The 19760-nt window shown below is 65.8% G+C and carries 19 protein-coding genes; 11 read left to right on the plus strand and 8 right to left on the minus strand.

Annotation, left to right across the window (positions count from 1 at the left end; all coding sequences use genetic code 11):
* Positions 1-3 precede the first annotated feature (3 nt).
* Genes DK926_RS27150 through DK926_RS23835 form a run of 4 tightly spaced genes read right to left on the minus strand, consistent with a single transcriptional unit; the run spans position 4 to position 2967 of the window.
* Positions 4-639 carry an SAM-dependent methyltransferase gene (locus DK926_RS27150; RefSeq protein ID WP_243636988.1) on the minus strand — a complete coding sequence of 212 codons (636 nt, stop codon included), beginning with the start codon at positions 637-639 and terminating at the stop codon, positions 4-6.
* A complete protein-coding gene (locus DK926_RS27155) occupies positions 636-1376 on the minus strand; it encodes a PIG-L family deacetylase (protein ID WP_243636989.1) in 741 nt (246 codons plus the stop codon). The genes DK926_RS27150 and DK926_RS27155 overlap by 4 nt, the downstream gene beginning before the upstream one ends.
* A complete protein-coding gene (locus tag DK926_RS23830) occupies positions 1370-2302 on the minus strand; it encodes an acyl-CoA dehydrogenase family protein (RefSeq protein WP_114332449.1) in 933 nt (310 codons plus the stop codon). Before DK926_RS23830 ends, DK926_RS27155 begins: the two co-directional genes overlap by 7 nt.
* Complete coding sequence (locus DK926_RS23835) at positions 2299-2967, minus strand: glycosyltransferase (RefSeq protein ID WP_347812655.1); 669 nt, start codon at positions 2965-2967, stop codon at positions 2299-2301. Before DK926_RS23835 ends, DK926_RS23830 begins: the two co-directional genes overlap by 4 nt.
* A gap of 154 nt (positions 2968-3121) precedes the next feature.
* On the opposite strand from DK926_RS23835, the gene DK926_RS23840 reads away from it, so the two are divergent.
* The 7 genes from DK926_RS23840 to ugpC all read left to right on the plus strand — a co-directional run bounded on the left by DK926_RS23840 (position 3122) and on the right by ugpC (position 9703).
* Entirely contained in the window at positions 3122-3673 is a 552-nt protein-coding gene (locus DK926_RS23840; RefSeq protein WP_084423816.1) for a DUF6764 family protein, read from the plus strand.
* A gap of 19 nt (positions 3674-3692) precedes the next feature.
* Positions 3693-4289 carry an HdeD family acid-resistance protein gene (locus tag DK926_RS23845; RefSeq protein ID WP_068427279.1) on the plus strand — a complete coding sequence of 199 codons (597 nt, stop codon included), beginning with the start codon at positions 3693-3695 and terminating at the stop codon, positions 4287-4289.
* Positions 4290-4398: 109 nt separating this feature from the next.
* Entirely contained in the window at positions 4399-5289 is an 891-nt protein-coding gene (locus DK926_RS23850) for a L,D-transpeptidase (protein ID WP_114332450.1), read from the plus strand.
* A gap of 170 nt (positions 5290-5459) precedes the next feature.
* Positions 5460-6389 (plus strand): sugar ABC transporter permease, encoded by a 930-nt coding sequence (locus tag DK926_RS23855; protein WP_207890900.1) that lies wholly within the window; start codon positions 5460-5462, stop codon positions 6387-6389.
* Positions 6386-7273 (plus strand): carbohydrate ABC transporter permease, encoded by an 888-nt coding sequence (locus tag DK926_RS23860; RefSeq protein WP_114332452.1) that lies wholly within the window; start codon positions 6386-6388, stop codon positions 7271-7273. The genes DK926_RS23855 and DK926_RS23860 overlap by 4 nt, the downstream gene beginning before the upstream one ends.
* A 31-nt stretch (positions 7274-7304) precedes the next feature.
* Complete coding sequence (locus tag DK926_RS23865) at positions 7305-8627, plus strand: ABC transporter substrate-binding protein (RefSeq protein ID WP_114332453.1); 1323 nt, start codon at positions 7305-7307, stop codon at positions 8625-8627.
* On the plus strand, positions 8627-9703 hold the full coding sequence (gene ugpC / locus DK926_RS23870; protein ID WP_114332454.1) for a sn-glycerol-3-phosphate ABC transporter ATP-binding protein UgpC: 1077 nt from the start codon (positions 8627-8629) through the stop codon (positions 9701-9703). The genes DK926_RS23865 and ugpC overlap by 1 nt, the downstream gene beginning before the upstream one ends.
* Here the strand turns inward: ugpC and DK926_RS23875 are convergent.
* Both DK926_RS23875 and DK926_RS23880 read right to left on the minus strand, forming a co-directional pair.
* Positions 9684-10994: a cytochrome P450 gene (locus tag DK926_RS23875; RefSeq protein WP_114332455.1), complete on the minus strand. Its 1311-nt coding sequence runs from the start codon at positions 10992-10994 to the stop codon at positions 9684-9686. The two genes, ugpC and DK926_RS23875, sit on opposite strands and share 20 nt — an antisense overlap.
* Before the next feature lie 77 nt (positions 10995-11071).
* Positions 11072-13042: a M13 family metallopeptidase gene (locus DK926_RS23880; RefSeq protein ID WP_114332463.1), complete on the minus strand. Its 1971-nt coding sequence runs from the start codon at positions 13040-13042 to the stop codon at positions 11072-11074.
* Positions 13043-13099: 57 nt separating this feature from the next.
* Between DK926_RS23880 and DK926_RS23885 the strand changes: the two genes are divergently transcribed.
* From DK926_RS23885 to DK926_RS23895, 3 genes are all read left to right on the plus strand, one after another.
* Positions 13100-13987 (plus strand): ABC transporter ATP-binding protein, encoded by an 888-nt coding sequence (locus DK926_RS23885; RefSeq protein WP_114332456.1) that lies wholly within the window; start codon positions 13100-13102, stop codon positions 13985-13987.
* Complete coding sequence (locus DK926_RS23890; protein WP_114332457.1) at positions 13984-15558, plus strand: ABC transporter permease; 1575 nt, start codon at positions 13984-13986, stop codon at positions 15556-15558. The genes DK926_RS23885 and DK926_RS23890 overlap by 4 nt, the downstream gene beginning before the upstream one ends.
* 67 nt (positions 15559-15625) lie before the next feature.
* On the plus strand, positions 15626-16693 hold the full coding sequence (locus tag DK926_RS23895; protein WP_243636990.1) for a GGDEF domain-containing protein: 1068 nt from the start codon (positions 15626-15628) through the stop codon (positions 16691-16693).
* A gap of 9 nt (positions 16694-16702) precedes the next feature.
* Here the strand turns inward: DK926_RS23895 and DK926_RS26510 are convergent, their stop codons facing one another.
* Together DK926_RS26510 and DK926_RS23905 are read right to left on the minus strand one after the other, a co-directional pair.
* Positions 16703-17302 (minus strand): DUF4190 domain-containing protein, encoded by a 600-nt coding sequence (locus DK926_RS26510; protein ID WP_125833452.1) that lies wholly within the window; start codon positions 17300-17302, stop codon positions 16703-16705.
* A 108-nt stretch (positions 17303-17410) separates the two neighbouring features.
* Positions 17411-18172 (minus strand): pirin-like bicupin family protein, encoded by a 762-nt coding sequence (locus DK926_RS23905; protein ID WP_068427261.1) that lies wholly within the window; start codon positions 18170-18172, stop codon positions 17411-17413.
* 99 nt (positions 18173-18271) lie between these two features.
* Between DK926_RS23905 and DK926_RS23910 the strand changes: the two genes are divergently transcribed.
* Positions 18272-19648 (plus strand): hypothetical protein, encoded by a 1377-nt coding sequence (locus DK926_RS23910; RefSeq protein ID WP_114332459.1) that lies wholly within the window; start codon positions 18272-18274, stop codon positions 19646-19648.
* Positions 19649-19760 lie beyond the last annotated feature (112 nt).

Below are 19760 nucleotides of genomic sequence, written 5' to 3' on the forward strand. Positions count from 1 at the left end.
GCGTCAGACGAGGCCTTCGGCGCGAGCGATCGACGAGGGCCTCGTCTCCGAGGGCTGTGTCTCCGTGGGCTGCCACGCGGTGAAGACTTCGAGGACGAAATCCTCGTCGACGTACCCGCCGAGACGCGAGAGTCCGACGGTGTCCGCGACGGCGTCGTGCACCTGGTCCCCGGTGAGCGGGTAGTCCGCCACAGGATGACGCCAATGCACGGCGACGAGCGTTCCGCCCGGTTCGAGGTGCCGGACGCACTCGTCGAGTGCGCGTCGTAGATCGGTCTCGTCGAGGTAGTAACCCACCTCGCTGAGCACGATCAGGTCGAACCCCGTGCCGACGCTCTCCCAGCTGTCGGCCAGCGACCATGTCACGAAATGCACGTGCGGTGACTCGACGCGTGCCCTGGCCGTCCGAATCGGTGGATCGACGACGTCGGTGGACACCAGAACGTCGCACCTCGCGGCCAACCGTTCGGTGAGCACACCGACGGAGCATCCCGGTTCGAGGGCGCGGCGATAGCGCTGACGCGGTAACGACGCCATCGTGATCGTGTACTTGCGATCCTCGTACCAGCTCGAGCCGAGACCGAACGGGTCCTCGCCTTCGGCGTACACGCCGTCGAAGTAGGCCGGTGGCACGCTCACAGGAAGATCACCTCGTACGGTCGCAGGAGTCGGTCGAGTACGTGCGGTGGCAGCACCGCTCGATCGGCGGGATGCTCCGAGAGCGGTGCGATCTGCGTCCGAAACTCCTGCACCGCAGCTTTTTTCGCGGCAAGAACGTGCGGCTCGAGAGCGACGGCGTGCGCTCGATCCCACGGTACGTCGGGATGGTCGGGACGAGCCCAGTGCCACATCCACACCGGATATTCGACGACGCGGACTCCGGTGCGCGACGCGGCCGCCAGGCAGGCTCGGGCGGTGGCCTCGTGGTCGGGATGGCGGTCCCCTCGCCACGTCGTGAGGCACCAACTTTCTGGTGTGAGGACGCGGGCCACTGCGTCGGCGACATCGTTCTCGTGCGCGGCTACGTCGCCGTCCGGGATACCGAGGCGGATCGGTTCGGCCTCGACACCCAGCTGCGTCAGCGCTCGACGCGACTCCTCGGGCCGTTCGGCGATCAGGTGTTCCCTCGTCACGGTGGGAGAACCCTCGTGCGAGCCGCCGCCGTCGGTGACCGCCACGATGCGTACGTCGATGCCTGCCGCCGACGCGGTGGACACGAGTCCGCCGACGCCGAGAATCTCGTCGTCGGGATGCGGTGCGACGACGACCATGTCGCGGCACCCCGCGAGATCCGCAGCCGGGTACGTGTGTTGCCATGCGCGCCAGACGGATTCGGGTGTGCCGGCTTCCGAACCGTCGAACGACTCCTCTACCACGGACTCTTCTCCTCGGCGACGTCCTCACCCAACGCGGCGAGGTCTCTCTCCGCGTGCGACTGGCGAAGGTAGACGGTCAGATCCGCCACGCGGCGTGCGTGCGCGGCGTCGATGCACAACGGTCCTGCGCCGAGCGCGCGGCCGACCCGATCGATGCAATCGGAGGCGGCGTTCTCCACGACCGCACGAACTGTCCTGGCGCGTAGCCTGCCTCGGCCGTCGTAGTCGAACGGGTCCGAATCGATCTCGGCTGCAGCAACTTTCAGCGTGCTCGATGCGGCGCTCAGTCCCGCGGCGACGGCACCCAGATGGGCCGCGGCATGGGCGTCGGCACCTGATCGGACCGCGGCGTGCAGGGTGTCGGCGACGCCGCAGGCGCTGCCGAACCAACAGGCGGCGACACCAATCGCGCCGTGCCAGAACCCGGGCCGTTCGAGATAGGCGCCCGGTTCACCCACGGGGTGTGCACGGGCGCCGTCGAATCGAACATGGCCGGAGTCGCTGTCCGCCATACCCACTGCGTGCCACGTATCCGGAATCGGCGAGCACGCAGGCTGAGTGAGATCGACGGCGAACAGCCTGCGTCGATCGCCGACGCGCGCCGTCACCAGGGCGTCGGTGCACAGGTGCGCTCCCGAGCACCACGGCTTGACCCCGGTCAGTGTCCACCCGTCCGACGTCTCGTCGGCCCCCAGAACCGGCGACGGTGGCTCGGCTGCCCAGACACCCCAGATCTGTCCGCGGCGCGGTTGCGGCCCGCCCAGCTCGGCGAGGATCGCGAGCGCGTCCGCATGAGCCTCGGCGAACCGTCCGAGCACGGTATCTTCGCGGCTCAGCGCCGCCAGCCGATCCCACCGCTCTTCGGTGCGCCCCGAGCCGGGGAGGGGAAGGGGGGCGTCGAAGAATTCTCGAAGGCGGTCGATCATTGCGGGACCGCCGCGTCGAGCGAACGAAGATGTGCCGCAAACCCGTCGGGAGCGCGCCCGAACAGCCGGTTCGACGTGGACACCGGTGAATCGCACGCGTACAGCACCGGAATCCCGGCCTGCTCCAGCCGTCGAACCAGGTCGACGTCCTCGTCGGTGCGCAGCGGCCCGAAGCCGCCGACGCGTCGGTACACATCGGCACGGACACCGAGGTTCGCGCCGTGCACGTGGCGGTGGCCTGCATGCTCGCGGTATCCGGACCGGTAGGCAGCGGCCACCGCGGCAGGCAGTCCGTCGAGGTCGACGCGGACCGTTCCGGCGACGGCCCCGGCTCCGCGCCGGGCATGGGCGATTTGTGACGCCAACCAATCGGGCCGAGTCACGCTGTCGGCATCGGTCGTCGCGAACCACGTGTCCGGCGACGCAGCTCGACCGTGGAAGCCGGCCGCGCGCGCGACACCGACATTGCATGCCGAGACGGACCTCACCGATCGGTCGCCCGACCCGTCCGCCCAGCGACGCGCGATCGACTCGGACCCGTCGGAACACGAATCCAGCACGACGACCGTGAATACGTCGAGGTCGGGGACCTGGGCCCGGCCGTCGGCGAGCGCGTCCAGACACGCTGGCAGTAGTTCTTCTTCGTCGTGAACCGGTACTACCACGACAACTCGGCGAATATCCGTCGAAGAATCGATCAATGCCATCCCTGTTCTGCGATGGAGCTCCGCCGGCTGCTCGACGGTTCGTACTTCTTCTGTCCGTAGACCCGGTATCTCATCCCCAGTAGTGGCAGAATCCAAACGCAAGGGACAACCGATGAGCAGCGGAAGGTTTGTCGTGGTGGGGATCGTCGGGGAATTCAAGCGGATGGCCGCGATGGCGGGTCCAGTTGCGGTGCTCGGAATCGCCGCGGCACTGCTGACGCCCGGTACCGCGTCGGCGACGGATCTCGTCTGTACACCGGGTGCACAGAGCACGGCGCTCGAGGGGAAGTCGGCGTGCGGAGTGCAGACCGACGGCACGTCGAACGCCTACGCCCGCGCACTCGACGGCGTCGCGTTCGCGCGCGCCGAACTCGGAGGCGCAGCCCTCGGACTGGCAGGCGGCGGTGGCGTCGCCGCAGCGGAAACCAAGTCGGGGACCGTCGCCGCGGTGTCGACCGGCGCCGATTCGGTGTCCATCGTCTCCCCCGACACGGGCGCTCTGGCCCTCGCCGTGTCGCTCGACCGTGGTCAGACTTTCGTCGGGACCGCAGACGAAGGGGTGCAGTGCCACGCGGGCGCAGGCCTTGCCGTCAACGTCACCACCGGACAGGTGTGCCTGTCCGACGGAGTTCGTTCCTGGAGTTCTGTCGTCGCTCTGCCCTAGTGGGAGGTAGGTGTTACCGATGTCAACACAGTTGCCGAACAACGAGGACGCTCTGCTACGTATTGCCAAGGATCTGTGGTGGGCCGTCCTGCTCCGCGGCATCCTGGCGATTGCGTTCGGCATCGTCGCGCTCGTGTGGCCCGGCGTCACCGTCTGGGCGATCGTCGTCGTCTTCGGTGTCTACGCCGTCGTCGACGGCATCTCCGCCATCGTCAGATCGATCCGAGCACGCAAGGTGCAGTCCGGCTGGGTGTGGTGGTTGCTCGGCGGAATCGTGTCGTTGGGTGCCGGAATCGTCGCATTCGTCTGGCCCGAGATAACGGCACTCGCCGCGGTATTCGTCATCGGAATTTGGGCGATAGTGGGCGGAATTCTCGAAATTGCGGGCTCGTTCCGGCTTCGTTCCCTGGAGGGCGCGACGCACTGGATGATGCTCCTCGTCGCAGGCGTCATCGAGGTGCTGTTCGGCCTCGTTCTGGTGTTCTTCCCGGTCAGCGGCATTCTCACGGTGGTGTGGCTCGTCGGTGTATTCGCGATCGTGTTCGGACTTCTGTTCGTCGTCTCGGCATTCCAGATTCGATCGGCCGCGAAGAAAGCAGGCCTCACCTCGGCCTGAGGAACCGATTAGCAATTCACTGCCTGGTGTGTGTTAATGGCAGTTGGTTCGCATGCCTTGTGGTCTCACTGGGCCGTATGCACGAGAAGAATGGAACTGACAGCCGATCATGAAGTCTTTCGTCTCGCGGATCGCACTGGTTGCGGTCGCCGCGTCCGCTGCCGTCGCACTCGCAGGACCCGCTCAGGCCGCTCCTCTGTGGCCCGGCGGCCCGGAAGTACCCGGCTTCCCCGGCTCGTCCGATCCGGCCCTCCCCGCTCCCGCACCCGAAATCCTGCCGCAACAGCTCGCACCCGCGAACTTCGCGGACCCGTCGATCACGCCCAACTCGGGTGAGGTCGTCGGCGTCGCGCAGCCGATCGCGATCCGGTTCGACGAGGCCATCGGAGACCGTGCCGCAGCCGAGCGCGCCATCCGCGTCACCACGTCGCCGTCGGTCGACGGCCACTTCTACTGGATCAACGACACCCAGGTTCGCTGGCTCCCGAACGAGTTCTATCCGGCGCACACGTCGGTGACCGTCGAAGCCGGTGGCGCTCGCGCCGATTTCTCGACCGGCGACTCGGTCATCACCACCGCGGACGACGCCACCAAGACCATCACGGTCACGCGCAACGGTGAGGTCGTGCGCACGATGCCGACGTCGATGGGCAAGCCGGGGCACGAAACCCCGAACGGCACCTACATCGTCGGCGAGAAGTTCCGCGACATGTACATGGATTCGTCGACGTACGGCGTCCCCGTCGACTCGCCGGAGGGGTACCGCACCTACGTCGAGTACGCGACGCGTATCTCCTACAGCGGCATCTTCGTTCACGCTGCGCCGTGGTCGGAATGGGCTCAGGGATCCGAGGACACCAGCCACGGATGCCTCAACGTCAGCACCGAGGACGGCCAGTGGTTCTTCGAGAACTCGCAGAAGGGTGACCCGGTCGTCGTCGTGAACACTTCGGGTGGAACCCTCAGCGGCGCCGACGGTCTGGGCGACTGGAACCGGTAAGCGGCTCCGCCGCACGTGCGCGCGAATGTGTAGTGCCTACGGGTCATTCCGCAGGCTCCACTCCCGCTGGCTGTACATTCGCGCGCACGACCGAGGTTTTGGTTTCAACGTTCAACTGAATTGGGGTCTCGTTCACCTACCGTTCGCGGTAGGTGAGCACAGTCCCCGCAGTGAGTACAACAACGGAACGAGTGCTGCCCACAGCACGCCGAAAGAGCTTTTTCGGCAGGCCGTGGAGTGATTACGCACTCTTCCTGATCCTCCTCGGACCCAACCTCGTGTTGCTGGCCGTGTTCACCTACCGGCCCCTCGTCGAGAATTTCCAGTTCTCGTTCTACGACTGGAACTTGTCTTCTCCCACATCGACTTTCATCGGTTTCGAGAACTACCGTGAGTGGTTCTCGCGTGACGACACGTGGACCATCGTGTCCAACACCGTCGTCTTCACGGTCGCGGCCGTCGTCGGAAGTCTCGTGCTCGGGCTCGTTCTCGCGATGCTGCTGGACCGAAAGTTGCGGGGCCGCAACTTCGTCCGGTCCGCCGTGTTCGCGCCGTTCGTCATCTCCGGCGCCGCCATCGGTATCGCCTTCCAGTTCGTGTTCGACCCGAACTTCGGCCTCGTGCAGGACCTGTTGCAGCGCATAGGGTTCTCGTCTCCCGACTTCTACCAGGATCCCACGTGGGCGCTGTTCATGGTGACGGTGACCTACCTGTGGAAGAACCTCGGCTACACGTTCGTCATCTACCTCGCTGCGCTGCAGGGCACCCGCAAGGAGTTGATGGAGGCGGCCGAGATCGATCGGGCGTCGAAGTGGACGACGTTCCGCAAAGTGCTTCTGCCGCAACTGCGTCCGACGACGTTCTTCCTGTCCATCACCGTGCTGCTCAACTCGTTGCAGGTCTTCGACATCATCAACGTCATGACCCGCGGTGGCCCCCTTGGGAACGGCACCACCACGATGGTCTTTCAGGTGTACGAGGAAACCTTCCGTAACTTCCGAGCCGGCTACGGCGCGACGGTGGCGACGATCATGTTCGTCATCCTGCTGATCATCACGCTCGTGCAGGTACGCATCATGGATCGGGACGACCAGCGATGACCATCACCCTGAAGAAAGACGTCACCGAGCCGACGCGCCGAGCTCCGCGAGATCCGCAGCGTCAGCGCAGCCTGTCGACGGTGCTCGGATACATCGCAATGGTGTTGGTGCTGCTCATGATCGGGTTGCCGCTGTTCTGGATCCTGATCACGTCGTTCAAGGAACGCGGTGACATCTACGTCCAGCCGGTCACGTGGTGGCCGAGTTCGTTCCGCCCCGAGAACTACAGCGAGGTGACGACGGAGGTGCCGTTCTTCACGTACCTGCGCAACTCGCTGATCATCACCACCGCGATCGCGTCGATCAAGTTCGTGCTCGGTGTGCTCAGCGCCTACGGTCTGGTGTTCCTGCGGTTCCCCGGCAAGAACATCGTCTTCCTCGTCATCATCGCAGCGCTGATGGTGCCCAACCAGATCACCGTGATCTCGAACTATTCGTTGATCTCGGAACTCGGGTGGCGAAATACGTTCCAGGGCATCATCATCCCGTTGGCAGGCGTCGCATTCGGTACGTTCCTGATGCGCAATCACTTCCTGTCCCTGCCCGCCGAGATCATCGAGGCGGCGCGCATGGACGGGGCGGGCCCGTTCCGTCTGCTGTTCCGTGTCGTGCTCCCGCTGTCGGGGCCGACGATGGTGGCCTTCGCGATCATCACCATCGTGAACGAATGGAACGAATACCTCTGGCCGTTCCTGATGTCCGACGACTCGTCCGTCGCACCGCTTCCGGTCGGCCTCACGCTGTTGCAGAACAGCGAGGGCTACACCAACTGGGGTGCGGTCATGGCGGCGACGGTCCTGACCATCCTTCCCATCCTCGTCGTCTTCCTCGCCCTGCAACGCCACATGATCAAGGGCCTCACCTCCGGTGCGGTCAAAGGCTGATCCGCTTCATTCACCAAGAGAGAGAACAGTTATGGCCAACATCAACCGCCGCGGATTCCTCACGCTCACCGGCGCAGCGGCAGCCGCTGCTGCACTCGCAGCCTGCAGCAGCCCCGGTACCAGTTCCGGCTCCGAGGCTTCCGGTGGCGACGCGAGCACCATCAACTTCTGGTCGAGCCACCCCGGTAAGTCGCAGGAATTCGAGAAGGAGCTCATCTCGCGCTTCCAGGCCGAGAATCCTGGCTTGACGGTCAACCTGATCGACGGCGGCAAGAACTACGAAGAGGTCGCGCAGAAGTTCAACGCCTCGCTCTCCGGTGACGACGTTCCCGACGTCGTCGTCCTGTCCGACGTCTGGTGGTTCAACTTCGCGCTCACCGGCGCCATCGAGCCGCTCGACAAGCACTTCGATGCTGCAGGCGTCGACTCCAGCGACTACGTCGATTCGCTTCTCGCGGACTACGACTGGAACGGCAACCACTGGGCGCTTCCGTACGCTCGCTCGACCCCGCTCTTCTACTACAACAAGCAGGTCTGGGCGCAGGCAGGCCTTCCCGATCGCGGACCGGCCACGTGGCAGGAGTTCGACGAGTGGGGCCCGCGCATCCAGGCCGTCGTCGGAAACGGCAAGCTCGCCCACGGCTGGGGTAACGCGGTGGACTATCTCGGATGGACGTTCGAAGGTCCGATCTGGACGTTCGGTGGCGCGTACTCCGACGGCTTCGACCTGAAGTTCGACGACCCCAATACCATTGCGGCCGGCCAGTTCCTGAAGGACATGATTCACACGAAGAAGTACGCGAACGTGTCCAACGACATCGCCAACGACTTCGCCGCGGGAATCATCGCGTCGACGATCGCCTCCACCGGCGACCTGTCCGGCGTCACCGCGAACGCGAACTTCGAGTTCGGCACCGCTTTCCTGCCCGCCGCCGACGGACAGCCCGGCTGCCCGACGGGTGGAGCCGGCCTCGCCGTCCCGTCGAAGATCTCGGAGGAGCGCAAGGTCAACGCGCTGAAGTTCATCGAGTTCTTCACCAACGCGTCGAGCACCGCGTACTTCTCGCAGAACACGGGCTACATGCCGGTCCGCAAGTCGGCGCAGCAGGATCCGAGCGAGATCGAGTTCCTCGCCGCGAACCCGAACGCGAAGACGGCCGTCGACCAGCTCGCACGCACGCGTTCGCAGGACTACGCACGCGTGTTCGTTCCGGGCGGCGACAAGATCATCGGCACCGGACTCGAGCAGATCGCCCTGCAGAACGCCGACGTCGCAACCACATTCGCCGGCGTCCAGGATCAGCTGCAGCAGATCATCGATCGCCAGATCACGCCGAACCTCCCGGCGTCGTAATGGCAGGCGTCCACTACGCGGGAGTTTCGCACCGGTATCCCGGTGCGGACACCCTTGCCGTCGACACCCTCGAACTCGACATCGCCGACGGGGAATTCATCGTCCTCGTCGGTCCGTCGGGCTGCGGAAAGTCGACCAGTCTCCGGATGCTGGCAGGGTTGGAGTCGGTCGAAAGCGGCCACATCGACATCGGCGGCGTCGACGTGACCTCGCTCGCCCCGCGCGAGCGGGACGTCGCGATGGTGTTCCAGAACTACGCGCTCTACCCGAACATGACCGTCGCGGACAACATGGGCTTCGCGCTGCGCAACGCCGGAATGAGCAAGTCCGACACGGCAGCTCGTGTGCTCGACGCGGCGAAGATGCTGGAGTTGGAACCACTGCTGAACCGCAAGCCGGGCAAGTTGTCCGGCGGGCAGCGTCAACGCGTCGCGATGGGTCGCGCGATCGTGCGGCAGCCCAAGGTGTTCTGCATGGACGAGCCGCTGTCCAACCTCGACGCGAAGCTTCGGGTGTCGACGCGGGCACAGATCGCCGGTCTGCAGAAACGACTGGGTACGACGACGGTCTACGTCACGCACGATCAGGTCGAGGCCATGACGATGGGTGACCGCGTCGCGGTGCTGAAAGCTGGGGTGCTGCAACAGATCGCGTCGCCGCGCGACCTGTACGACAGCCCGGTCAACACGTTCGTCGCCGGATTCATCGGTTCGCCCGGCATGAATCTGATCGACGCACCCGTCGTCGACGGTGCTGCGGTCGTCGGCGATGTGCGAATCCCGGTGCCGCGCACCGCGGAAGCCCGCGTCACGGTCGGAGTCCGACCGGAGAGCTGGAATCTCGTCGGCGAAGGCGTCGGCGCGGTGACGGCGACCGTCGAGCTCATCGAGGAGCTCGGCGCCGAGTCGTTCGTCTACGGTGCACCGCCGCTCGGCGCGGACTGGAACACCCAGTCCGGCCGTGTCGCAGTGCGGGTCGACCGGAAGCTGTCGATCGGTCTGGCCCAGACCGTCCGGCTCGTCCCCAAGCTCGACGAGGTGTTCTTCTTCTCGTCGACTACCGGGCAGCGCCTGTAGCTGCCGGTTGCCCGAGGTCGACGGGCAACGACGCCCAGCCGTGCAGGACTCGGGTGTCACGACGGATTCCCTCACCTGCCGCGTGCAGGTGAGGGAACCTGTCGAACAACGTCTTCAGGCCGACCTCCGACTCTGCCTTCGCGAGCGAGGCGCCCAGACAGTAGTGCCGACCGCCCGAGAACGACAGGTGCTTGTTCGCGTTGGCGCGCGTGACGTCGAACCGGTACGGGTCGTCGAACACACCCGGATCCCGGTTGGCGCCCGCGAGTACGAGCACGACGAGGTCGCCCTGCGTCAGCGGAACGCCCTCGATCGTGACGTCGCGCTTGGCCAGACGCGCCGTCAACTGGACCGGCGATTCGAGCCGGAGCATCTCCTCGACCGCACTCGGCCACAGCGACGGATCCCGGTGCAGCAGCGCGAGCTGATCGGGGTGATCCAGCAGCAACCGAACCCCGCTGCCGAGCAGATTGACGGTCGTCTCGAATCCCGCGGCGAGCACGAGCCCCGCCGTCGCCCGGAGTTCTTCGTCGTTCAGGCCGACGCCGTCGTCCTCGGCGCGAATCAGTTGACTCATCAAATCGTCGCCCGGGTTCCGCCGTAGCTCCGCGAGGTGACCGGCGAGCCACGCGTCGAACTGCCGGAGGCCGTCCTCGACGCGGACGAACTGTTCCCAGGTGAGCCCGATGTCGAGACTCGGCGCTGCCATCTCACCGAACTCGAGCACGCGCTGGCGATCGGCGTCGGGTACGCCGAGGATGCTGCTGATCACGGCCACCGGCAGCTGCGAGCAGTACTGGGCGACGATATCGATCTCTCTCGCGCCGTGCGTCAACTCGTCGAGCAACTCGTCCGCCTTCTCCTGCACCATCTCACGCATCCTGGCGACGGCGCGTGGGGTGAAGACCGACGAGACGAGCTTGCGGTACCGCGTGTGCTCGGGCGGTTCCACCGACAGCAGCGACGGCGGCTTCAGCGGATGCAGCGACGACGGCCGGGTCCTGTTCTCGATCCAGCGCAGGGGAGCGGGAAGGTTGGCGCCGAGCTGCGTGACACGGAAGTCGTCGGAACGCAGCAGTTCGTGGACGACACCGTGGTCGACGCTGATGTGGCCGATGCGCGTCTTCACCAGAGGTCCGGTGGCACGGATCCGTTCGAACACCGGCCGGGGATCGGCGCGGGTCACCGGATCGGCGACCAGCATGGCTTGCGGATCCCCGTGTGCCGCAGCTTTCTTCGCTCCGTAGCGCACCACCCCATGCGCCGCGAGCCAGCGGATTCTTGCCTTCATTTTCCACCCCTCCGTCGGGCTCGTGAGTGCGAATGTATAGCAGGGACTACATTCGCACTCACGAGCGGCGCAGCCGCCTACCAGATCCTGACGCGCTCGTCCGGATCCAAGTACAGCGCATCTCCCGGCTTCACGTCGAACGCTTCGTGAAAACTGTCCAGATTGCGAACGACGCCGTTGCAGCGGAACTCCGGCGGCGAGTGCGGATCGACCGCGAGGCGACGGATCGCCTCCTCGTCGCGCGCCTTGGTCCGCCATACCTGTGACCAGCCGAAGAACACACGCTGCAGACCGGTCAGCCCGTCGAGCACCGGTGCGTCCTTGCCTTCCAATGCGATCTCGTACGCGGTGACGGCGATGGACAGGCCACCGAGGTCGCCGATGTTCTCGCCGATCGTGAACTGACCGTTGACCTTGTGACCCGGCAGAGCCTTCGGCTCGAACTGGTCGTACTGCTCGATCAACGCTGTTGTGCGCTTGCCGAATTCGGTGCGGTCCGAGTCGGTCCACCAGTCGATCAGGTTTCCGTCACCGTCGTACTTGGCGCCCTGATCATCGAACCCGTGGCCGATCTCGTGTCCGATGACCGCGCCGATCCCGCCGTAATTGGCGGCGTCGTCCGCGTCGGCATCGAAGAACGGTGGCTGCAGAATCGCTGCGGGAAAGACGATTTCGTTCATTCCCGGGTTGTAGTACGCGTTGACGGTCTGCGGCGTCATGAACCACTCGTCGCGATCGACCGGTCCGCCCAACTTGTCCAGGTCTCGCTGGTACTCCGCGACGTAACCGCGACGGTAGTTGCCGACGAGGTCGCTCGCGTCGATCTCCACCGCCGAGTAGTCGCGCCAACGGTCGGGGTAACCGATCTTCGGCGTGAACTTGTCGAGCTTCTCGAGCGCACGCTGCCGTGTCTCCGGGCTCATCCACTCGAGGTCGGTGATGTTACGACGGTATGCCTCTTGCAGATTCGCGACGAGGACCTGCATCCGCGCTTTCGCGTCGGCCGGGAAGTGTCGCTCGACGTACAGCTTGCCGACGGCCTCGCCCAGCAGATCCTGTACCAGCGAGACGCCGCGCTTCCACCGCTCACGGTTTTCCTCGGTGCCGCTCAACGTCTTTCCGTAGAACGCGAAATTCTCGTCGACCAGTGCTGCAGTCAGGTACGGGGCGCGCGAGTGCACGATGCGCCACGTGAGCCACGCCTTCCAGTCCTCGATGTCGGCGGAGACCCACAGACCGGTGAACGTCGACAGGAACGGAGGTTGGCGCACGACGATCTCGGCGAACTGCTCGGTGTTGCTTCCGAGGCCGGAAATCCATGCCGTCCAGTTGAATCCGGGCTCGTTCTGCACGAGGGTGTCGAAGTCGATCAGGTTGTAGCTCTTCTCCGCGTCACGACGCGCAACGACGTCCCAGTGCCCGGCGGCGAGCTTCTTCTCGAGCTCGAAGACGCGCTGTGCGTCGTACGAGACACCGGCGAGCTCGAACATCGTCGCGATGTGCGCGACGTACGCCTCGCGGATCTGCGCGTAGTTGTCCTCGCGGTAGTACGACTCGTCGGGAAGGCCGATGCCGGACTGCGTGAAGTGCATCAGATAGCGCGTCGAGTTCTTGGCGTCCGTGTCGACATAGTGGCCGATGGCGCCGCCGACGCCGGTGCGCTGCAGCGATCCGAGAACCTCGGCGAGCGTGACGAGGTCCTCGGCGTCGGCGACGGAGGCCAGTTCGCTCGCGATGGGGGCGAGCCCGGATTCTTCGACCGCGTCGGCGTCGAGGAAGCTCGAGTACAGGTCGCCGATCTTCTGTGCGTCGGTCCCGACCGGCGGATTCGACGCGGCAGCTTCCTGGATGATCGTCCTGACGTCTTCCTCGGCCCTGTCGTACAGAGTCCGGAACGCGCCGTCGACCGCTCGATCCGCCGGGATGGCGTACTCGTCGAGCCACTTGCCGTTGACGTGCACGAACAGGTCGTCCTGAGCCCGTGTGCTGTCGTCGCGAAAGCTGAGGTCGATACCCGAATTCACCTGTCCAGAATCAACTGCTGTCATGCACCCCATCTTTACACTCTTTGCAAGTGTGTTTCCGTCCGAAGTGGCAGGGGAGCCATGAACACGGCGATCGAAGTGCATGACCTGAAGAAGTCGTTCGGCCACGTCACGGCACTCGACGGGCTGGAGCTGCGCGTCGACGCCGGCGAGGTGCACGGCTTCCTCGGGCCCAACGGCGCAGGCAAGTCGACGACGCTGCGGGTTCTGCTCGGGCTCATCCGCGCGACCTCGGGCGAGGTGCACTTGCTCGGCCACGATCCGTGGACCGACGCCGTCGCACTGCACCGGCGAATCGCGTACGTCCCGGGAGACGTCACGCTGTGGCCGTCGCTCACCGGTGGTGAAGTGATCGACCTGCTCGGGCGGATGCGCGGCGGTATCGACCAGGGTAAGCGCGACGAGTTGATCGACAGGTTCGCGCTCGATCCGAGGAAGAAGTCACGCACCTACTCGAAGGGAAACCGTCAGAAAGTTGCTCTGGTAGCGGCCTTTTCGTCGAACGCGGAACTAATTCTGCTCGACGAGCCGACGTCCGGTCTCGATCCGCTGATGGAGCAGGTCTTCGACGACTGCGTGGCCGCCGCATCCGGGCGGGGTGCGACGGTGCTGTTGTCGTCGCACATTCTGTCCGAGGTCGAGAAGCTCTGCGAGCGGGTCACGATCATCCGCGACGGCCGAACCGTCGACACCGGCTCGCTCGCCGAGATGCGACACCTGAGTCGGACGACGGTCACGGCCGAGGTGCAGCGCGTGCCCGACGGCCTCGATTCGTTGCCGGGCGTCGACGGCGTCCGTGTCGACGGGAGCCGGGTGAGCGTGCGCGTCGACCCGGCCGATCTGCCGAAGGTGATGCACGTGCTGGCCGACGCGGGCATCACAAGTCTGGTCAGTGCCCCGCCCACGCTGGAGGATCTGTTCCTGCGCTACTACGGGAGCGCGTCGTGACGGGCACGACACAGCTCGTTCGGCTCTTCCTGCGCCGCGATCGCGTGGTCGCCCCGCTGTGGATCCTCGCGATGGGGCTGGTCCCACTGCTGTACGCGGTGAGCTTCGAGGGCCTGTACCCGACGGCCGCCGACCGGCAGGCCTTCTATCAGGCGACGCTGCGCACTCCGGCGGAGTTGGCGCTGGTCTCGCCGATCTTCGGCAGCGACCTCGGTGCTCTCGTGACGTGGCGTGCCGGGTTGCTGCTGACGCTCGTTCCGCTCGCCGCGATTCTGACGGTCATCCGTCACACGAGGGCCGAGGAGGATGCCGGACGCACCGAACTGATCGGCGCGACGGCTGTCGGACATCATGCCGGTCTCGCCGCGGCGCTCGTCGTCACGATCGGCATGGTCGTGACGACTGGACTCGTCGGGACGGTATCGCTGCTGGCGACCGGGTTCGCTGTGGTCGGCAGCATCGCGTTCGGTGCAGCGATCGCCTCGGTCGGCACGGTGTTCGCCGGCGTCGGTGCAGTCGCTGCGCAGATCGGACCCCGCGCCCGCCTCGCGCGCGGATACGCGTTGACGGTCCTCGCCGTCGCGTTCGCGCTCCGGGCAGTCGGCGACGCGGGGTCCGGCACGCTGTCGTGGCTGTCGCCGATCGGGTGGTCCGCTCAGCTGCGGCCGTTCGCCGACGAGCGCTGGTGGGTGACGACGCTGTCCGCAGGCGCGGCCGCGGTGACGATCGCGACGGCCGTCGCACTCGCGCGAGCCCGCGACGTCGGTTCCGGCCTCGTTGCGGACCGGCTCGGGCCTGCATCGGCACCGGCGAGCCTGACCGGGGTGTTCTCGCTTGCGTGGCGTCAGCATCGCGGGTCGCTCGCGGCCTGGACCGTCGGCCTCGGGGTGTTCGCGGCGATCCTGGGTAGCGCCGCGAACAGCGTCGGCGACCAGTTGGGCGGCAGCGAGGCGGTCGCGGACGCACTCGCGGCGTTCGGCGGTAACTCTCTCGTGCAGTCCTATGTTGCCGCGATCATCAGCATCATCGGCATCGCTGCGGCCGCGTACGCGGTATCGGCGGTGCTTCGGGCTCATACCGAGGAAGAGGATGCGCACGCCGAGTGGGTCGTCTCGGCGAGCGTCGGCAAGGTTCGGTGGCTGGCAAGCCATCTGACGTTCGCGATCGCCGGGCCGGCGCTGGCGATGCTCGTCGTCGGGCTCGCGGCGGGACTGACGTACGGGACAGGCGTCGGCGACGTGGGTTCGGTGCTGCCGGGCGTGCTCGGTGCCGCGCTGTCGCAGCTACCGGCGGTGTGGGTGCTCGTCGGCGTGGCCGTGGTGTTGTTCGGCGCCCTGCCGGCCTGGTCGACGGCCGTCTGGGCGGTCGTGGCCGGGGTCGTGCTGCTCGGCCAGGTGGGTGAGGTGATCGGGTTGCCGCAGGCGATCCTCGACATCTCGCCGTTCACCCACGTGCCGCATCTGCCGGGCGGACACTTCTCCGCGGTTCCTCTGGCGTGGACGGTGTCGTTGGCCGTGGTCGCGGTCGCCGTGGGAGCCGCATTGTTCCGCAGACGGGACCTACGGGGGTGACGGGCGGTAGAGTGCCGAAAGCGACCAGGTGGTTTGGTCGGCGAAACAACGGCGTGGAGGCGCTCGAGTGACGTTTCTGCGCAGGTGGTGGGGGCAGTCGTACAGCTACGACTGGATGAGCCGATATTTCGAGTCGCACGGCGCGCTCAGTGCGTTCCGCGTCGTGGTGGGCGTGTGTTGTTTCTGCTACGGACTTGCCGCGATCACGACGTACCTGACCGCGAAGCCGCCGACGACGTGGATCGCGGACGTGTTCATCCTGGCCGGGACGGTGTCGTCGTTCGTCGTCGGAGCACTGTGGCTGCGTGGGCCGTGGCCGTCCGAGCGCGTCAGCCTGCTGTTCGTGCTGTACGCCGACGTCGAGACCACCCTGGCGCTGTTGTCCTACGGGTCGATCCAGATGTCGTTCCCCGGGTGCTCGTTGTTGGCGGCGACGGGCGTCTACGTGCAGGTGTTCCACAGTCCGAAGGTGCTGCTCGCCCATCTGGCCTGGTCGGGCGCCACGGTGACGACGATGTTCCTGCTGATTCTTCGCACGCCGACGTTCGATCACGGACTGGCCGTCTCGCAACTGGTCGTGTTGTTGCCGGTCATGTTCTCGACGCCGGTCTTCCTGCAGTCGATGTTGCTCAGTCTGCGTCTCGACGCGAACGGGGCGTTGATCGATCCACTGACCGGCCTTCGGAACAGGCGCGGCCTCGACGAAGATCTGCCGCACTTCCTGGGAGAGGAGTCGGAGGTCGCCGTCATGGTCATCGACGTCGACCGCTTCAAATCCATCAACGATCGGTTCGGGCACGAGGGCGGTGATCTGGCACTCCAGCTGATCGCGCGACGGCTCCTCGTCGACGACGTTCTCGTCGCTCGTACCGGCGGTGAAGAGTTCGCGCTCGTCGTACGGGTGTGCGCCGATCAGGCCGTCTCGGTGGCCGAATGGCTTCGATCGCGGTTGTATTCGCCGTACGACGTGTCGCCGCTGACCGTCAGCATCGGCGTCGCACATGCATCCAGCATCGAAGGCGACAGCGTGACGGCGGTGACCCGGCTGCTCCGTCGCGCCGACGTCGCCATGTACGAAGCGAAGCACCGCGGTGGCAACCAGGTGGTCGTCGCCGCGGTACGGAGTCAGGATTGACGCGTCCGGTCAGGTCGGCGGGATCGTGAAGTCGAAACGGTTCTCGAGGTCGCGCTGGAACTGATCGCGACACTGTTCCTGTGCACGCTGATTGTTGCCTGCCTTGCTGATGCAGTCGGCGAAGTCGTCACCTCCGGAACTGCGGAAGATCCCGATTCCGACGACGACGAGCACGATCGACAGAACGACCGCGATGATGCCGAGGACGATCGCGATCAGCGACATCGTGCCGTTCGTCGCAGTGCCCTTCTTGTACCTCGACCTGCCGACGAACCCGAGAACGACTGCCAGCAAGCCCAGGATGATGCCGCCGACGATGGTCCAGCTGGTCACGAACGCGAGAATCGCGACCACGATCGCGACGATCCCGACGACGTTCTGCGGGCCCGGCCGGTGCTCGGGCGGATAGTTGCCGGCCGGCGGATAACCACCGGGCGGCGGATAACCACCCTGCGGGTAACCGCCCTGGGGATAACCGGCCTGTGGCTGGCCACCGCCCTGTGGATATCCGGCGGGTGGTGTGTTTCCCTGCTGATATCGGCCCGGACGTGGTGACTCGCCGGGCGGGGGTTCTGACGGCGGGGGTCCTGACGGCGGCTGATCCGACATGGCGACTACCTCCGATGCGTGCGGGGTCAGTCCTGCGAAGTGTAGGCCTGCACGCGGCGGTGTTCTGCGCTTATGACGACACCGTGATCATCTTTTCACCTGCTGCGCTCACCCTCCGAGACGCGAATGCATCTCCCAGACCAGGACCTCCGCGGGCTCGGACGACTGAATGCGTTGTCCGCCAGAAGAACTCAGTCGAACGGCGTCCCCCTCGTACAGTTCGCCCACGCCTTCCATCTGCACCGTGCCCGACGCGACGAACACGTGCAGGAACGGCGCCTCGGGAATGGTCACGGGTCGACCCGGTTGCAATCGCGCTGCGTGCAGCGCTGCAGCCGATTGCGAGATCGAAATCGCCGATTGCCCCGCATGTTTCTTCATGCCCGACGCCACGGGAACCAGTCCGCCGCGCAGCAGCTCGTCGTCGATCTCGAGTTGTTCGTAGCCCGGGTCGATTCCCGGGCTGTCGGGCACGACCCACATCTGGACGAAACGGACGGGCTCGTCGTGTGTTTCGCCCCCGATGCGCCACGAATCGTTCTTCTCCGAATGCATGATTCCTCGACCCGCACTCATGCGCTGCGCGAGCCCGGGATAGATCACGCCGGAGTGACCGATCGAATCCTGGTGTACCAGCGAGCCCTTCATGACCCACGTCACGATTTCCATGTCACGGTGCGGGTGTGTCTCGAAACCCTGCCCGGGAGAGACGATGTCGTCGTTGTTGACGAGAAGCAGACCGTGATGTGTGTTGTCCGGGTCGTAATGCTGGCCGAACGAGAACGAATGCTTCGAGTCGAGCCACGCCACACGGGTTTTCGGACGATCGCCCGCCCGATGGACATCGATGTGCGGAATTGGAGGGGGCATGGGACCACTGTACGAGTCACCTCATCCACGCACAGCGCGGTCCGCATAACTTTCCCGCGACAGGTGTGTCTCCGGATCGTTCCGGGTAGAAACGTCCCCATGACCGACAGAGCGCACGTCAGTACCGACTCTCTCGAAGATGCCCTGCTGCCGTGGCTTCCGCAGCAACGATGGTTCGCGGCCAAGGGGTCGCCCATCGCGTCGCTGCGTGTCGCATCGCGCGTCGACGTCGGCTCGCGTCCCGACGTGCAGGTCGAGCACCTGCTCGTCGATGTAGAACTGGGTGACGGCACGGTACAGCGGTATCAGGTTCCGCTGGGATTTCGCGACGCCTCGGTCGACGATCTGGCGGCATGGCGGCTGCCGATCCAGGATGGCCCGTTCGTCTACGACGGCCTTCGAGATCCCGCGGTGATCGCCCTGTATTCCGACGCGATCGCCGCGGCCGATTCGGTCGGGCCCCTCGACTTCCGACTCGTCGCCGGGGCCGCCGTCGACGCCGGGATGTCGGGTCGCGTACTCGGTGCCGAGCAGTCGAACACGTCGGTGATTCTCGGTGAAGTGCTGCTGCTCAAGCTGTTTCGGCAGGTCGCGTCGGGCATCAATCCGGACATCGAACTGCATCGTGTCCTCGCCGAGACCGACTGCACGTACGTGGCACCGCTGCGAGCATGGATCGAAACCGAATCCGACGGCGAACTGTCGATGCTCGGCATGGCGCAGGACTTCGCCTCGGATTCCGCCGAAGGATGGACGACGGCGCTCACCAGCGTGCGTGACCTGCTGGCCTCCGATCGGTCGCCGGAGGACATGGATTCGGACTTCGCGTCGGAAGCGCGTGGTCTGGGTGCGGCGGTCGCGCACGTCCACGCGGATCTGGCCCGCGGACTCGGAACCGACGAGCGCGACGCGTCGTCGACGGTCGCCGAAATCCTCGGACGCGTCGAAGGTGCTGTGGCCGTCGTTCCCGAACTCGCCGAGCACCTCCCCGCGGCACGCGATCTGGTCGCCAGGGCCGAGGCGGGCGGAACCGCGACGGTGCAACGCATCCACGGTGACCTGCACCTGGGCCAGGTGTTGCGGACGCCGTCGACGTGGCTGTTGATCGACTTCGAAGGTGAGCCGGCGAAGTCCCTCGAGGAACGACGTCGGATGGACAGTCCGCTGCGTGACGTCGCGGGCATGCTCCGCTCGTTCGACTACGCCGCGCACCATCTACTCCTCGGCGATGCCGACGTGACCGACGAGACGTATGCCCGCGCGTCGGCCTGGGCTGCCCGCAACTCGTCGGCGTTCTGCGACGGCTATGCCGAGGTCGCGGGCTACGACCCCCGTGATCACGCGGCGCTGCTCGGTGCCTACGAACTCGACAAGGCCGTCTACGAAGCGGTGTACGAGGCGCGCAATCGGCCGACCTGGTTGGATCTGCCGATGCGCGCCGTCGGGCGGCTGGCGCCACCCGTGATGCTCCTATGAGTGTCAACTTCCGATTTTTTGTGTGAGTAGCTGGAACATTTCGCGGGCGACGGCTCGTTTGAGGCAGCGGATGATGTCGCGTTTGCTTTTGCCTTGGGCGAGTCGTTTGTCG

The organism is Rhodococcus sp. Eu-32, from assembly GCF_003336925.1.
Taxonomy (GTDB): Bacteria; Actinomycetota; Actinomycetes; order Mycobacteriales; family Mycobacteriaceae; genus Rhodococcoides; species Rhodococcoides kyotonensis_B.